Genomic DNA, 15,536 nt, shown 5'->3' on the forward strand with positions numbered 1-15,536 from the left:
ACCATATGCATCGTGAGTAAAGAACATTTTGACGTTGTTGTCCTCGGCGCGGGCCCCGGTGGCTACGTCGCCGCCATCCGTGCAGCTCAGCTGGGTAAGAAAGTTGCTGTCATTGAGAAGCAGTACTGGGGCGGAGTCTGCCTCAACGTAGGCTGCATCCCATCCAAGGCGCTGATCAAGAACGCTGAAGTCGCTTCGATCTTCAACCACGAAGCAAAAACTTTCGGCATCAAGGGTGACGTGGAGTTTGACTACACCGACGCCCACAAGCGCTCCCGCCAGGTCTCCCAGAAGATCGTCGGCGGCGTGCACTACTTGATGAAGAAGAACAAGATCCAGGAGATTAACGGCCTGGGCTCCTTCAAGGACGCCAAGACCATCGAGATCACCGAGGGTGACGACAAGGGCAAGACCGTCACTTTCGACGACTGCATCATCGCCACCGGCGCCGTCGTGCGCACCCTGCCGGGCATCGAACTGTCCGAGAACGTCGTCTCCTACGAAGAGCAGATCCTCAACCCTGAGGCTCCGGAGAAGATGGTCATCGTCGGCGCAGGTGCCATCGGCATGGAGTTCGCCTACGTGCTGTCCAACTACGGCGTTGACGTCACCGTCATCGAGTACCAGGACCGCGTCCTGCCGAACGAAGACAAGGACGTATCCAAGGAGATCGCCAAGGCCTACAAGAAGCTTGGCGTGAAGCTGCTCACCGGCCACGCCACCACCGAGGTGCGCGACAACGGCGACACCGTCGAGGTCGACGTAAAGAAGAACGGCTCCGACAAGACCGAGACCCTCAAGGCTGACCGCGTGATGATCTCCGTCGGCTTCGCCCCGCGCACCGAGGGCTACGGCCTGGAGAACACCGGCGTCGAGCTCACCGACCGTGGCGCCATTGCTATCGACGAGCGCATGCGCACCAACGTCGATCACATCTACGCCATCGGCGACGTCACCGCGAAGCTCCAGCTCGCCCACGTCGCAGAGGCGCAGGGCATCATCGCTGCCGAGACCATCGCGGGTGCAGAGACCCTCGAAATCGAGGACTACATGATGACCCCGCGCGCCACCTTCTGTAACCCGCAGGTTGCATCCATGGGTTACACCGAGGAGCAGGCCAAGGAGAAGTGGCCGGACCGCGACATCAAGGTCGCGACCTTCCCGTTCACCGCAAACGGCAAGGCAGTTGGCCTGGCTGAGACCGCTGGCTTTGGCAAGCTCGTTGCCGACGCGGAGTTCGGCGAGATCCTCGGCGCCCACCTCGTTGGCGCGAACGTTTCCGAGCTTCTGCCGGAGGTTGTGCTTGCACAGCGCTTCGATCTGACCGCTGGTGAGATCGCTCGCTCCATTCACATCCACCCGACCCTGTCTGAGGTGCTCAAGGAAGTTGCCCACGGCGTCGAAGGCCACATGATCAACCTTTAATTGATCGCCGCATAAAAAGGGGCGCGACCGCACAGGTCGCGCCCCTTTTTTATGTTGTGGTGCGGATCGTCTAGCTGCCACTAGACGATCCGCACCATATTGAACATGGGTTGCGTTATCACCTGGGAAAACGCGGGCGAGGTGCGTTGATCGTCTGGTTGTGCTGCCAAGGAAGCTAGACGATCAGCAAAAGCAGAACGCGGCGCCCCGGCTGGCGGGGCGCCGCGTGGGGTCGTCGAAAAGCGAGTGCTTATGCGCCTGCGACTGCTGCTGCGAGCTTGTCCAGGGACTTGGCCAGGAAGTCGTCGTTGAACTTCTCGGTCATGCCCAGCAGGTTCTCCTCCAGCTCATCGCGCTGGTAGGTGAGCTTCACGGTGGTGTTGTCGGCGTCGATCGGCTCGAGCTCGTAGAGCCACTTCGCGCCAACCTTCACCTGGGCGGTGGTGTTTTCCACGTTCTTCCAGCCGATGATGCGGTCCGGCTGGATGGCGAAGACCTCGTTGACGGTCTGGTAGTCGCCGTCCTCCTTGGTCATGTTCATAGTGAACGTGTCGCCGACTGCCTTGAGGCGCTCGGCCTGGTCGGCGGAGACAACCATGCCGGAGTCGTCGGTCTCGGCGTGGCGCTCGGGGTTGGACAGGATGTCGAAGATCGCGGCCGCAGGGGCATCAATCTGACGGGTTGCAGAGTTCTCGGTGTTCTTGTCAATAGCCATGGGGGCCAGCGTACCGATTTCGCCCCGAGCTGGCAGTTAGGTGAAACTAACCAACCAAAGATTGACACTTAACGGGGTGAGGATTGTTGGCTATCCACCATCAATGCCTCGCGGTGAGGAAGGTCACAAAGTGCGGTGCGTACTGGGGAGAGGGGTCAAGTGTCGGTTGAAACTTGGGAAAAACATGGATCGGCCTGCAATTCAGGTGTGTGTAACCGGCGCGATTCTCATAGAGTATTAGCGACACTGGAGGTGCCATGACTGTACAAAACGCAGACCGTGAAGCCATTCGTCACGGAAAAATTACTGAAAAGCCGCTGCGCGAGCGGCCGTCCTACCCAACATGGGCCATCAAGCTGACCATGGCCATCACCGGCCTCATCTTCGGTCTCTTCGTGCTTGGCCACATGGTGGGCAACCTGAAGATCTTTATGCCGCTGCACGCCGACGGCTCCGCGCCGATCGACGACTACGGCGAGTTCCTCCGCACGATCGGCGAGCCGCTGTTCCCGCGTGAGGGCTTCCTGTGGATTATTCGCATCGTGCTGCTCGCCTGCCTGGTGCTGCACGTTTGGGGAGCATTCGCCCTGCACGGCCGTTCGAAGAAGTCCCGCGGTCGCTTCAAGCGCACGGGCCTGATGGGTGGCTGGCAGTCCACCGCGACCCGCGCAATGCTGGTCACGGGTGTCATCCTGCTGCTGTTCATCGTGTTCCACATCCTGGACCTCACCATGGGTGTTGCTGTGGCTTCCGACGAGTTCGTCCACGGCGCAGTCCGCAACAACCTGCTGGCTACCTTCGGCCCAGGTCGTTGGTGGGTCACCCTGGTTTACGTTGTCGCGAACCTGGCACTGCTGCTGCACCTGACCCACGGCATCTACCTCGCTGTGTCTGACCTTGGCTGGTTGGGCAAGCGCGGTGAGGGCCTCATGGTCGTGCTCGCGTACATCCTCCCGTTCATCGTCGTCGCCGGAAACGTCATCATGCCGATCGCTCTTGCGGCCGGCTGGGTCCCGGACTTCGTTCGGTAATGGCCAAATAGGAGAAACAATATGACTACCTCTATTTCCTCGAATCAGGGTTCGCACGGCGAGCAGGCCTCCACCGAGACGCCGGCTGCTGGCCAGGCCCAGGCCCAGGCGTTCCGTCAGCCGGAGTCGGCTGCTGCTGGTGTCACCCCGGGTGAGATCCTGCAGTCCAACGAGCCGAACCGCGACGAAGTGCGCATGAAGGACATGTGGGAGTTCCAGAAGGACCACATGAACCTGGTGTCGCCGCTGAACCGTCGTAAGTTCACCGTCCTCGTTGTTGGTACCGGCCTGTCCGGTGGCGCAGCTGCTGCGGCACTTGGCGAGCTCGGCTACAACGTCAAGTCCTTCACCTACCACGATGCTCCGCGTCGTGCGCACTCCATTGCTGCACAGGGTGGCGTCAACTCCGCCCGCGGCAAGAAGGTGGATAACGACGGTGCTTACCGCCACGTCAAGGACACCGTGAAGGGCGGCGACTACCGCTGCCGCGAGTCCGACTGCTGGCGCCTGGCTGTCGAGTCGGTCCGCGTGATCGACCACATGAACGCCATTGGCGCTCCGTTCGCTCGTGAGTACGGCGGCACCCTGGCCACCCGTTCGTTCGGTGGCGTGCAGGTCTCCCGTACCTACTACACCCGTGGCCAAACAGGCCAGCAGCTGCAGCTGTCCACCGCTTCGGCTCTGCAGCGCCAGATCCACCTGGGCAACGTTGAGATCTTCACTCACCACGACCTGATGGATCTGATCATCACCGAGAAGGACGGCAAGAAGCACTGCTCCGGCATTGTGACCCGTAACCTGATCAACGGTGAGATCACGCCGTTCACCGGCCACGCAGTCATCCTGGCTACCGGCGGTTACGGCAACGTGTACCACAAGACCACGCTGGCGAAGAACTCCAACTCTTCCGCCATGATGCGTGCGTACGAGCGTGGTGCCTACCTGGCGTCCCCGTGCTTCGTCCAGTTCCACCCGACCGGTCTTCCGGTCAACGCGAAGTGGCAGGCAAAGACCACGCTGATGTCGGAGTCGCTGCGTAACGACGGCCGCATTTGGACCCCGAAGGAAAAGGGCGACGACCGCGACCCGAACACCATTCCGGAAGACGAGCGTGACTACTTCCTGGAGCGTCGCTACCCGGCCTTCGGCAACCTGGTGCCGCGTGACGTTGCGTCCCGTGCGATCTCCCAGCAGCTCAATGCCGGCTACGGTGTTGGCCCGCTGCACAACTCCGCATACCTGGACTTCTCCGACGCGATTGAGCGCCTCGGCGAGGACACCATCCGTGAGCGTTACTCGAACCTGTTCGAGATGTACGAGGACTCCACTGGCGACGACCCGTACAAGGCTCCGATGCGTATTGCACCGACCGTCCACTTCACCATGGGCGGCCTGTGGACCGACTTCAACGAGATGACCTCCATCGACGGCCTGTTCGCCGCCGGTGAGTGCTCCTGGACCTACCACGGTGCAAACCGTCTGGGTGCTAACTCGCTGCTGTCCGCATCCGTCGACGGCTGGTTCACCCTGCCGTTCACCGTCCCGAACTACCTGGCAAACCACCTCGGTGAGGAGAAGCTCTCCGAGGACTCCCAGGAAGCCAAGGACGTTGTTGCTGAGGTGGAGGAGCGCATCGCGCGCATCATGTCCATCCGTGGCCCGGAGCCGCACGGCCCGGAGCACTTCCACGAGCAGCTCGGCGACATCCTCTACGAGCACTGCGGCGTTGCCCGTACCGTGGAGGGCCTGGAAGAGGGCATCCGTAAGATCCGTGCACTGCGCGAGGACTTCTGGACCAACATTCACATCCCGGGTACCGCGGATGACATGAACCAGACCCTCGAGGCAGCGCTGCGCCTGGTTGACTACATCAACCTCGGCGAGCTCATGTGCATCGACGCTCTTGACCGCGACGAGTCCTGCGGTGCTCACTACCGTATGGATCACCTCACCGATGACGGCGAGGCAGAGCGTGACGACGACAACTGGTGCTTCGTCTCCGCGTGGGAGCCGGCCGGCGAAGGCCAGTTCATCCGCCACGCTGAACCCCTGTACTTCGATTCGATCCCGCTGATGGCAAGGAACTACAAGTAATGAAACTGACACTTGAAATCTGGCGCCAGGCTGGTCCTGACACTGAGGGCAGCTTCGAGACCGTCCAGGTCGACGACGCTGTGGAGCAGATGTCCATCCTGGAGCTGCTCGACCACGTCAACAACAACTACGTCGAAGAGGGCAAAGAACCGTTCGTGTTCGCCTCTGACTGCCGCGAAGGCATTTGCGGCACCTGTGGCGTACTGGTCAACGGTCGCCCCCACGGTGCTGGCCAGAACACGACGGCCTGCCTGCAGCGCCTGTTTAACTACAACGACGGCGATACGCTCAAGATTGAGCCGTTCCGCTCCGGTGCATTCCCGGTGATCAAGGACCTGACTGTGGACCGTTCCGCTCTGGACCGCGTCATGCAGCAGGGTGGCTACGTCTCGGTCAACGCCGGTACCGCTCCGGATGCTGACACGCTGGCTGTGAACCACAAGGATGCAGAGACCGCGCTTGACTACGCAGCCTGCATCGGCTGTGGCGCTTGTGTGGCTGCCTGCCCGAACGGTGCTGCGCACCTGTTCACTGGCGCGAAGCTCAAGCACCTGAAGCTGCTGCCGCTGGGCAAGATGGAGCGCGGCCGCCGTGCCCGCAACATGGTTGATGAGCTGGAGACGAACTTCGGCCACTGCTCGCTGTACGGCGAGTGTGCTGATGTTTGCCCGGCCGGTATCCCGCTTGATGCAGTCGGTGCGATCAACGCTGAGCGTGCCCGTGCTGCCTTCAAGGGTGGCGACGACTAGATCTGCCGTATACTCCGAGGTATTGGAGTCCTGGTAGAACCAGCAGTAGTAGAAGGAAACATCATCATGGGTTCTCATGCAGTTGCAGATATCCACAGCGAGTCTTTCCCTGAGTACCAGAACAGGATTGAGGACACGTACATCGAGGGCTACGACCCGGTATCCCTGGGTGCGCCGCACTCGTCCCTGAACCGCAACATCACCTGGGTTGCGATGGGTCTGCTCCTGTCCGCACTGTTCGGTGTTGGCCTGGCAGTGTGGGGCTGGGGTGCGATGGTCTACGGCTTTGGCTCGCAGACTCACGGCCTGGCAGAGCGTCTGCTCATCCTGGGCGTCGCTGAAGCAGTGATCACCACGGTGCTCGCCTTCATCTTCATCGGCCTTGGCCGGAAGGATTACAAGGAGTACCGCAAGCGCACTGGCCGCGTGAACTAACGCGCTGGACGCTTTTGCCCTCTTCGTTTCGGCGGAGGGGGCATTTTTCGTGCTCATGTCGGCCGGGCTGCTTTAATCGGGGGCATGACTGATCAGTTGATGCCAAGCCCAACCAATGAGGCGGAGCGGCGCCGCGTCCTGCGAAACCACAAGATCGCGGTGACAAGTTTGCTTGGGGTTGCTGCGGTGATCTTCCTTGCGTGCTCGTGGGCGCAATCCCAAGGCGCAACGGCGGCGTGGATTGGTTACGTGCGTGCTGCGGCGGAGGCCGGCATGGTGGGTGGTTTGGCCGACTGGTTTGCGGTGACCGCGTTGTTTAAGCACCCGATGGGGATTCCGATTCCGCACACGGCGATCATTCCGAACAAGAAGGATCAGGTTGCGGGTGCGCTCAGCGACTTTGTCAGCGAGAACTTCCTGAATGCGCGCACGATTACGCAGAAGGTGATGGATGCGGGCATCCCGGAGCGGGTAGGCACGTGGATGGCGCAGCCAGCGAACGCGGAGCGTGTCAGCGAAGAGGTGGGCACGTTCGTGGTGCGCATGGTTGAGGGCATCGACCCGAAGGAGGCGGAGCGGTTCATCGATTCGCAGGTGATCGACCGCTTTGCGGAGCCGATTTGGGGCCCGCCGCTGGGCCGTGCGCTGGAGGGTTTGATTGCGGATGGCAAGGTGGAGCCGGTGGTGGATGACATGGTGGCGTGGGGTCGTCGCAAAGTAAATGGCATGGAGGACACGGTCGTTTCACTTATCGACGAACGTATGCCCCGCTGGGCACCCCAATTCGCCAAAGACCTCGTGGGGCAGCGCGTGTACGACGAGTTGGTGTCGTTCATGGCGGACGTGGACGCGGACCCGCAGCACGAGGCGCGCAGGGCGCTGCGCCGACAGATCAACGACTTCGCGCAGGACCTGCAGTTTGATGGGGAGATGATCTCGCGCGTGGAGGCGTTGAAGGGCGACATTATGGCGTCGAACGCGGTGCGTTCGGCGTCTGCCGGGATGTGGGCGCAGTTGTCCACAGCGTTGGTGGAGGCGGCCTCGGATCCGTCGAGCACGCTGCGCAGGAAGGTCGCGGATGCGTCGATGGAATGGGGCACCAAGCTTCGCGACGACCCCACAGTCCGCGCCGACGCCGAAGCACGCCTGGAAAAGATCACCCACTACGCGGCCGAGAACGGCGCGGAACAGATCGTGGGCATCATCGCGGAGACGATCGAGCGCTGGGACGGGGAGGAAGCAGCGGAGAAGATCGAGCTGATGGTGGGCCGTGACCTGCAGTTCATTCGTCTGAACGGCACTGTGGTCGGTGCACTGGCCGGTTTGGTTATTTACACTGTGACACAGCTCTTGTTCTTTTAGATGAAAGGTAAAACTATGGCTGACAACAATGGCGAGATCCGCAACAACCTGCGCGACGCTGGCGAGGCCCTGCTGCTGGCAGGTTCTTCCCTCGGTGCGGCGCTGGGCAAGGTAGCCGGCGAGCTCTCTGAGCGTTTCCAATCCACGTCCGATGAGGCTCGCACAAACTTGAACGCGGCGACGTCGGAGGGCGACGTGCGCAACGTGGCCAACAACTTCGTCGACGAGGCGGAGAAGCTCTTCAACTCCCTGCGTGAGCGCGACCTGCAGATCTCCGACGACCTCAAGGAGACTGTGACTACGAAGGTAAATGAGGTGCGCGCTGCGCTCAACGAACGTCTGGATAAGGCTCTTGATGGGGTCGACGACAAGGGTGTTATGAGCGATGTCCGCTCGCGTTTCGACGGCCTGGTGGAGCGCCTCCAAGACCAGTTCACCAACACCACCGGCGACGGCGATATTATCGACGGCGAGATTCTGGAGACGGACGAAACCGACTCCAACAACACCGCTAACTAGAAGGTTGGGATATGGATACCGCGGCTCTTGAGCAGATCCAGTTCATCACGACGCTCCCGTCACGCGCGAGCTTCCTCATGCTCTTCGCGGTCGGCATCGCAGGCCTTGTGGCTGCCGGGCTCGTGGCGACGACCCGCCCCGACGCGTTCGAAGCAGCAGGCCGCCAGTCGAAGGGCGCCTGGATTGGCATCCTGGCGCTGTCTGCGGTGGCGTGCATGCTCGGCCTGCCGTTCATCGCATGGTTTGGTGCGGTGGCGATCGGTATCTACTACTTCGACATCCGCCCCCAGATCAAGAACATTCTGGAGGGCAACGGCGGCTGGTAACACCGCCCGCGCCGCCGCAGCGCCACCGCCCGCGCCGCCGCAGCGGCACCGCTTAACCCTGCTGGGTCGTGAACCCGGCGGGGTTTTCTTGCATCATCTGCAGTTCGTTGAAGTTCACGTCGGTGCCCACCATGGAGACTTGGAGGCCGCCGTCGATGACGCGGAAGTCGTCGATACGCATGGTGCTGTTGGCTTCCTGGGCCATGCCGTTGGACAGGGCGCCGCTGATGGCGTCGGCGACACCGTCGGGCAGGTCGAAGCCGAACAGCGAGGTGTTCTCGGCCTCGAGCGCGAGTTGGCCGTCACGCATGGAGGGGCGCAGATCGATGCCTGCGACACCGCCGCTGAACTCGACGGTGAAGGTTCCGGCCTCGGGGTTCACGGTGACGTCGCTGACGGTGATGAAGTTGGCCAGGAATCCGGCGTCCTCGCCCATCTGCTGCTCCAACTGCTGGTTGAGCATGGCGCGGACGTACTCGGTGGGCAGATCGGAGGTCAGGTGGAGGGTTTCGGCGACCGGGTCGCCACCTGTGATGTGGACGTTGTCCATCTCCACGACGGCGGCGGGCGCGCCGGTGAAGGTGTTGCCGTCCACAACCAGGGTGGAGTCCTGGTCGATTTTCATGTGGGGGAACTTTCCACCCAGCAAGCCGAGTGTGACTGGCTTCGAGCCGAAGGACACCGAGGTGCCTTCCGGGGCTTCGGACGTGACCTGGTGGGACACGAACGCGCGGATGCCTCCTTCCGCAACGGCGAACAGGAGGAGTACTCCGACGATGATGGAGAGGGTGACTTTCCAGGCTTTGGTCATGCGGGCCAGTTTAGGAACTTGGGGCGATGGCGTTCCACTCGACGGTCACGGAATTGTCGGAAAAGCGGCGCCGCTGGGGCGTGATCGGCCATTTTGCGGCCAGGTCGTCGAGGGCGTGGCGCCAGCGCACGCGCGGGCCGTGGGGTTCCCATCCGGCGGCGTGTTCCCAGGCGGTGTCGGCGTCGGTAAGAAATGCGTGGATGGCCTCGCCGGGCACATTGCGGTGGATCAGCGCTTTGGGGAGGCGCTCCGCCACCTCTGAGGGGGTTGCGGTGTGGAAGGGATCCCAGGAGAGGGATAAGGAGACGGGGCCGGTGTCGTCGAGAAGCAACCATGCGCAACGGCGTCCGATTTCATCGCAGGTGCCTTCGACGAACAGGCCGCCCGGCGCAAGGCGTGAGCAGACGGTGTCCCACACGTCGGGGACTTGGTCGACGTCGTATTGGCGCAGCACGTTGAAGGCGCGCACGAGGTGGGGGCGGTAGCCAGCAAGTTCGAAGCCACCGAGCTCGAAACGCACGCCGTCGCGGGGCGGCAGGACGCGTTCGGGGTCGATCTCGAGTCCCACGACTTCGATGTCGGGGCGGATCTGGCGCAGCCACCCGGCCCACTCGACGGTGGTGGCGTGGGAGGCACCGTAGCCTACGTCCACGGCCAGCGGATTGGGCACGGCGCGCAACAGGGACTGGACCCGCGGGTGAAAGCGGGTCCAGCGATCAGATCTGCGCAGACGATTAAACCCGGTCGTGCCGCGGGTGATCACCCCGTAGGGTTTGCCCGCCGCACCCGGGTTATCAGCGCGGAGATTGTGATAGTGGGGGATTAGAGGTTCTCGCTAATCCACTGCTCGGTGAGCTTCGCTTCGTTTTCCACGATCTCCTCGAGTGCCTCGGCGACCTTCGGCTCGAGGGCAGCGCCCATAAACGGGATGTTGACCTTGGCTTCGAGCTCGTAGTCAAGCTTGGTGTTGTCGCCGTCGCGGGTTGCGGTGTATTCGGCGCCGAGGTCCACCGGGGTGCCCTTGACGTCGCCGGTCATGGTGTGCTTGGCGGTGTCGCCGTCGAGCGCGCCTACGGTGACGACGCGCTTGAGCTTCAGGTCCTGGGACACCATCGCCTGTGCTGCCGGCGGGAGGATAGAGGTCGGCAGAATCTCAAAGAGGGTTGCGGTGTTGTCCGCGAACTCGTTGAGCTCGCCCGGTTCCGGGGAGAGTTTCTCTGCGATGAACTCCCAGTATTCGCGCGTGGCGTAGGCTTGCGCGACCTTTTCGATCGGCTGGTTGATGGTCACAGTGATCTCACTACGTGCAGTCATGGATCACAGACTACCGTTGTTGGCGTGTCAACCCCATCATTTGCCTCTCTGACCACGTTGCGCGTCGGCGGTTCGCCGGCCGAGATCATCGAGTGCACCAGCGCTGAAGCACTCGCCGAGACCGTTGCGCGCCTTGATCGCGCCGGTTCGCCGCTGCTTGTTGTCGGCGGCGGTTCCAACCTGCTTGTTGCGGAAGGTGCGCTCGATCTTTCTGCTGTGTTGGTGCGCAACGAGGGCATCTCGCTTGTCGACGACACCACGCTGCGCATCCAAGCCGGCACCGTCTGGGACGACGTGGTTGCCTTTGCTGTAGACCATGGTCTGGGCGGTATCGAAGCCTTGTCGGGCATCCCGGGTTCCGCTGGTGCCACCCCGGTGCAAAACGTCGGCGCGTACGGCTCCGAGATTTCGGACGTGCTCACCCGCGTGCGTCTCTACAACCGCGAGACGGGTGCGGACGAGTGGGTGTCCGCCGAGTCACTGGAGTTGGCGTATCGCTACTCCAACCTGAAGTTCACCTCGCGTGCCGTGGTGCTGGAGATCGAGCTGGCGCTGGAGAAGACCGACCAGTCGATCCCGCTGCGCCACCTGGGCGGGGAGCGTGTGTCGCTGGCGGAGGCCCGTGCATCCGTGCTTGAGACGCGCCGGGCGAAGGGCATGGTGCTCGACGCCGGCGACCACGACACGTGGTCCGCGGGCTCGTTTTTCACCAACCCGGTCGTGCCCACCTCACTGGCGGATGAGATCGAGGCCAAGGTCGGCGAAGACCACATGCCACGCTTTGCCGCTGGTGAGGGCCAAGAGAAGTTGTCTGCGGCGTGGCTGATCGAGCGCGCCGGCTGCCCCCGCGGATTCCCCGGCGAGGACGCGCCAGCGCGCCTGTCCACCAAGCACACCCTCGCCCTGACGAACAGGGGTAACGCCACGGCGGACGACATCGTGGAGTTGGCCCGGCGGGTGCAGGGGGTCGTCGACAAGCAGTTTGGCGTTGAGCTGCACCCCGAGCCGGTCTGGGTGGGCCTTTAGCGCGAACCCCCGCCGCACGCGCAAATGGTGAGAATCAAACGGGGAGAACGCCAAAATTTTGCCGAGCTCACCATTAGGTTCTCACCATCTGTGGGGCGGCGCGGCGGATGGCCGCCGCGAGACCAACAAAGCAGCGCGGGTGTCCGGACCGAGCCTTTAGCGCTGCTCGAGCTTGGACAGCAGGTCCTCGCGGACCTCGCGGCGGCGTAGCTTGCCCATCTGGTCCTTGGCCAGCTCCTCGAAGTGGTAGAAGGTGCGCGGCACCTTGTAACGGGTGAGGTTCTCGCGGGCGAAGTCCTTCAGGCCGTCGGGGTCGAGGGCGGCGCCGTCGCGAAGCACGACGCAGGCGACAACATCCTCCGAACCGTCGGAGCGCGGACGGCCCACCACGGCGACATCCTCGACGTCCTTGTGGGTGCGGATGACCTCCTCAACCTCCGCCGGGTAGACGTTGAACCCGCCGGTGATGATGAGCTCCTTGATGCGGGAGACGAGCTTGATAAAGCCGTCCTCCTCCATCACACCCATGTCGCCGGTGCGGAACCAACCGTTGTGGAAGACCTTCTCGGTGGCCTCGGGGTTGTTGAAGTAGCCGGAGAACACCTGTGGGCCCTTGGCAAGAATCTCGCCGGCCTCGCCGTAGGGCATGTCCTGGTCCGGGTTGTCCGGGTCCACGATGCGGATCTGGGTGTCAGGGAAGGGGATACCGATGTAGCCGGGGCGACGGTCCGCGGTCTGCGGGTTGCCGACGATGATCGGTGACGTCTCCGTCAGACCGTAGCCTTCGACCAAACGACCGCCGGTGGCGCGCTCCCAGCCCTCGATAATCTCCTTCGGCAGCGACGACGCACCCGAGAAGCCAATCTGAATCGGGGACAGGTCGATGTTCTTCTTCTCCGCAGCCTGCAGGATGCGCTCAAACAATGTGGGCACACCCGGGATGAACGTCGGCGGGGTCTTCTTGATCGCCTTCATTACAAGAGGCATCTGCGGGGCCGGCAGGAGCACGAGTTCGGAGCCGATCAGCATGGTCAGCGTCAGCGAGAACGTCAGGCCGTAGGCGTGGAAGAACGGCAGGGCTGCCAACATGCGCTGGTTGCCCTCTTGGAGTTCCTTTACCCACGCCTGGCCCTGCAGCGGGTTGGCAACCAGGTTCGCGTGTGACAGTGCCGCGCCCTTCGGCGCGCCGGTCGTGCCGGAGGTGTACAGGATCACTGCGGGGCTTTCCGGAGTGATCTCCGCTGGGGGTTCCAGGTCAGTGCCCAGCCCACCGATGGCGGAGCTGGTCAATGACTCCCATGGCACCGTGTTGCTGCACGGGCCGGTGAGCGCTGCGCGGGCCTCCATCACCTTCGGCAACGGCAGGCGCAGCGCGAGCTGCTGGGCGCGTGGCATGGCCTTGATCATGTTCACGCTGACCACGGTTTCCAGCGGAGTGTCGGCGCGCAGCTGCTCAAGCGTGTCGGCGGCCTTGTCCCACACGATTGCCACACGGGCGCCGTGGTTCTTGAATTGTGGGCGCAGCTCGTGGGCGGTGTAGAGCGGGTTGTGCTCGACGACAACACCGCCGATCTTCTGCACAGCAAAGAAGGCGGCGACGTGCTGCGGGCAGTTCGGCAGCATGATCGCCACGCGGTCACCCGGGCGAACGCCGAAGGCTTTCAGACCTGCGGCGGCGCGGCGCACCTCGCGATCGAGCTCGCTAAACGTCTGGGTGCGGCCGAAGAACCTGGTGGCGGTGTTGTTGCCGTTGGCGGCCAGGTTGTCGTCGTAAAGATCGTTCAGCGTGCGGTTGCCGTACTCCAGCGAGTGGGCGGTCCACTCGGGGTAGTACTGCAGCCAGGGGGCGTCTCCATTGGTTGGGGAGGGTGAAGTCATGGTGACCACCCTACGCCCATCTACCTACGGTTGGGTAAGAAGACTGACGAGAGTGTCGCGAACCTCACGGCGACGAATCTTGCCTGTCTGGTCCCGGTTCAGCTCCTCGAAGTGGTAGAACTCGCGCGGCACCTTGTAGCGCGTCAGGTGCTTGCGGGCGTAGGCCTTGAGGCCTTCGGGGTCGAGCGCGGCGCCGTCGACAAGTGTGATGCACGCGACAACGTCCTCGGCGCCATCCTCGCGGGGGCGGCCGACGACTGCGATGTCGTCGATATCCGGATGGCGGCGAAGTACGCCCTCCACCTCGTCCGGGTACACGTTGAAGCCACCGGTGATGATCATCTCCTTGATGCGCGCCACCAACTTGATCCAGCCGTCCGGCTCCATGACGGCCATGTCGCCGGTGCGGAACCAGCCATCGTGGAACGCGTTCTCGTTCGCCTCCGGGTTGTTCAAATAGCCTGCGAAGACCTGCGGGCCACGGGCGAGCAGCTCGCCTGGCTCGCCGTCGGACATGGTGCGAGAGGGGTCGTCCGGGTCAGCGATGCGGATCTCCGTATTGGGGAAGGGGAGACCGATGTAGCCCGGACGACGTGTGCCGTCGAGGGGGTTGCCGGCGAGGATCGGCGAGGTTTCCGTCAGGCCGTAGCCTTCGATGAGGCGCCCGCCCGTGGTGTTTTCCCACAGTTCGATCGTCTCTGCAGGCAGGGTGGATGCGCCGGAGATCGACGTGTGAATCGAGGAAAGGTCGACGTTGTCTTTCTTCGCCCATTCGATGATTTTGGCGTACAGCGTGGGCACGCCCGGCAGCATCGTTGGCCGCGTTTTCAGGATCGCCGACTGGTACAACTGCGGCTGCGGTGCGGGCACGAGCACGATCTGCCCGCCGACCGTCAGTGGCAGGCCGTAGTTCAACGCAAGGCCGTAGATGTGGAACATCGGCAGCACGGCGAGCACCTTTTCGCGCACCGCACCCCAGTCCTCCAGCCACTCGATGCCCGCCTTGAGGACCGAGACGATATTGCGGTGCGACAGTGGCGCACCCTTAGGTTTCCCGGAGGTGCCTGAGGTGTAGAGGATAAAGGCGGTGGTTTCCGGTTCGATCGGTGGCAGGTGCACCGTGCGAGAACGCGTCCGCAGCAGGTCGGTGAAGTTCATGGTCCCTGGGGCGGGGGTGCTGAGCTCGGCGCGCTTCTTCTTTACCGGCGGGATTGGCAGTGCGAGCAATGCCTTGAGGTGCGTTGGCATCTCGTCGATCATGTTGACGGCCACAACGGTTTCCAGCGGGGTGCGTCCGCGCAGGGAGAGGAAGGTGTCCGCTTCACGGTCGAAGACAATCGCAATCTTCGCTCCGTGGTCGTTGAACTGTGGCTCGAGCTCGTCTGCGGTGTAGAGCGGGTTGTGTTCGACGACGACCGCGCCCAGCCGCAGGATCGCCGTGACTGCGATGACGTGCTGCGGGCAGTTGGGGAGCGCAACCGCAACGCGGTCCCCAGGCTGGACGCCGAGTTTGACCAAGCCGGCTGCCGCGCTGCCGACGTGATCGTTGAGCTCGGCGTAGGTGAGCTCCTTGCCCATGAACCACGTTGCGGCGCTGCGCGGTTGGGTGGCCACGGCCCGGTTGAACCAGCTCACGAGCGTATCTGTGCCGATTTCGGGACGCGGGTTCGTCCATTCGGCGTATTGCTCTATCCAGGCCTGTGTGTCTGCGGCGCCCATTGCATCCTCTCGGTTATGGTCATGTGTAACTAAACGTGTTGCGGAGTATAACTTACCCTTGCGTAGGTTGTGAATGGGTGCGCGCAAGAAATTGATCATCTACACTTGCCCGCATCACATATTTGGGGAAAT

At 62.8% G+C, this 15,536-nt stretch carries 15 protein-coding genes; 9 read left to right on the top strand and 6 right to left on the bottom strand.

Going from position 1 to position 15,536, the window contains the following annotated elements; translation table 11 throughout:
• The first annotated feature begins 12 nt into the window (after nucleotides 1-12).
• Nucleotides 13-1,425, top strand: coding sequence for a dihydrolipoyl dehydrogenase (gene lpdA / locus CCOY_RS01065; protein ID WP_070453155.1), 1,413 nt, complete (start codon nucleotides 13-15; stop codon nucleotides 1,423-1,425).
• A gap of 250 nt (nucleotides 1,426-1,675) precedes the next feature.
• Here the strand turns inward: lpdA and CCOY_RS01070 are convergent, their stop codons facing one another.
• The gene (locus tag CCOY_RS01070) at nucleotides 1,676-2,140 is read right to left on the bottom strand and encodes an SRPBCC family protein (protein ID WP_070421515.1); all 465 of its coding nucleotides are present in this window, start codon (nucleotides 2,138-2,140) and stop codon (nucleotides 1,676-1,678) included.
• A gap of 257 nt (nucleotides 2,141-2,397) precedes the next feature.
• Here CCOY_RS01070 and CCOY_RS01075 point away from each other — a divergent pair, with 257 nt between their 5' ends.
• The 7 genes from CCOY_RS01075 (at nucleotide 2,398) to CCOY_RS01105 (ending at nucleotide 8,656) form a co-directional block, all read left to right on the top strand.
• On the top strand, nucleotides 2,398-3,171 hold the full coding sequence (locus CCOY_RS01075) for a succinate dehydrogenase cytochrome b subunit (RefSeq protein WP_070421514.1): 774 nt from the start codon (nucleotides 2,398-2,400) through the stop codon (nucleotides 3,169-3,171).
• A 21-nt stretch (nucleotides 3,172-3,192) separates the two neighbouring features.
• Nucleotides 3,193-5,265 (top strand): fumarate reductase/succinate dehydrogenase flavoprotein subunit, encoded by a 2,073-nt coding sequence (locus tag CCOY_RS01080; RefSeq protein ID WP_070482939.1) that lies wholly within the window; start codon nucleotides 3,193-3,195, stop codon nucleotides 5,263-5,265.
• The gene (locus CCOY_RS01085; RefSeq protein WP_070421512.1) at nucleotides 5,265-6,014 is read left to right on the top strand and encodes a succinate dehydrogenase/fumarate reductase iron-sulfur subunit; all 750 of its coding nucleotides are present in this window, start codon (nucleotides 5,265-5,267) and stop codon (nucleotides 6,012-6,014) included. The genes CCOY_RS01080 and CCOY_RS01085 overlap by 1 nt, the downstream gene beginning before the upstream one ends.
• 66 nt (nucleotides 6,015-6,080) lie before the next feature.
• A complete protein-coding gene (locus tag CCOY_RS01090; protein ID WP_092101284.1) occupies nucleotides 6,081-6,449 on the top strand; it encodes a hypothetical protein in 369 nt (122 codons plus the stop codon).
• 84 nt (nucleotides 6,450-6,533) lie between these two features.
• Complete coding sequence (locus CCOY_RS01095; protein ID WP_244268664.1) at nucleotides 6,534-7,811, top strand: DUF445 domain-containing protein; 1,278 nt, start codon at nucleotides 6,534-6,536, stop codon at nucleotides 7,809-7,811.
• A 15-nt stretch (nucleotides 7,812-7,826) separates the two neighbouring features.
• On the top strand, nucleotides 7,827-8,330 hold the full coding sequence (locus CCOY_RS01100) for a CGLAU_01105 family protein (protein WP_070614793.1): 504 nt from the start codon (nucleotides 7,827-7,829) through the stop codon (nucleotides 8,328-8,330).
• An 11-nt stretch (nucleotides 8,331-8,341) separates the two neighbouring features.
• A complete protein-coding gene (locus tag CCOY_RS01105; protein ID WP_083284891.1) occupies nucleotides 8,342-8,656 on the top strand; it encodes a DUF2516 family protein in 315 nt (104 codons plus the stop codon).
• A 52-nt stretch (nucleotides 8,657-8,708) separates the two neighbouring features.
• Here the strand turns inward: CCOY_RS01105 and CCOY_RS01110 are convergent, their stop codons facing one another.
• The 3 genes from CCOY_RS01110 to CCOY_RS01120 are packed head-to-tail and all read right to left on the bottom strand — an operon-like array spanning nucleotide 8,709 to nucleotide 10,781.
• Nucleotides 8,709-9,467 (bottom strand): LmeA family phospholipid-binding protein, encoded by a 759-nt coding sequence (locus CCOY_RS01110; protein WP_092101286.1) that lies wholly within the window; start codon nucleotides 9,465-9,467, stop codon nucleotides 8,709-8,711.
• Nucleotides 9,468-9,477: 10 nt separating this feature from the next.
• Nucleotides 9,478-10,290 (bottom strand): class I SAM-dependent methyltransferase, encoded by an 813-nt coding sequence (locus CCOY_RS01115; protein ID WP_092101288.1) that lies wholly within the window; start codon nucleotides 10,288-10,290, stop codon nucleotides 9,478-9,480.
• Nucleotides 10,290-10,781 carry a DUF2505 domain-containing protein gene (locus CCOY_RS01120; protein WP_070421584.1) on the bottom strand — a complete coding sequence of 164 codons (492 nt, stop codon included), beginning with the start codon at nucleotides 10,779-10,781 and terminating at the stop codon, nucleotides 10,290-10,292. The genes CCOY_RS01115 and CCOY_RS01120 overlap by 1 nt, the downstream gene beginning before the upstream one ends.
• 24 nt (nucleotides 10,782-10,805) lie before the next feature.
• On the opposite strand from CCOY_RS01120, the gene CCOY_RS01125 reads away from it, so the two are divergent.
• Nucleotides 10,806-11,807, top strand: coding sequence for a UDP-N-acetylmuramate dehydrogenase (locus CCOY_RS01125; protein WP_092101290.1), 1,002 nt, complete (start codon nucleotides 10,806-10,808; stop codon nucleotides 11,805-11,807).
• A 156-nt stretch (nucleotides 11,808-11,963) separates the two neighbouring features.
• Here the strand turns inward: CCOY_RS01125 and CCOY_RS01130 are convergent, their stop codons facing one another.
• Entirely contained in the window at nucleotides 11,964-13,685 is a 1,722-nt protein-coding gene (locus tag CCOY_RS01130; protein ID WP_092102922.1) for a long-chain-fatty-acid--CoA ligase, read from the bottom strand.
• 24 nt (nucleotides 13,686-13,709) lie between these two features.
• A complete protein-coding gene (locus tag CCOY_RS01135) occupies nucleotides 13,710-15,503 on the bottom strand; it encodes a long-chain-fatty-acid--CoA ligase (RefSeq protein WP_342027946.1) in 1,794 nt (597 codons plus the stop codon).
• Nucleotides 15,504-15,536 lie beyond the last annotated feature (33 nt).

Origin of the sequence: Corynebacterium coyleae (genome assembly GCF_030408635.1) — a bacterium.
Taxonomy (GTDB): domain Bacteria; phylum Actinomycetota; class Actinomycetes; order Mycobacteriales; family Mycobacteriaceae; genus Corynebacterium; species Corynebacterium coyleae.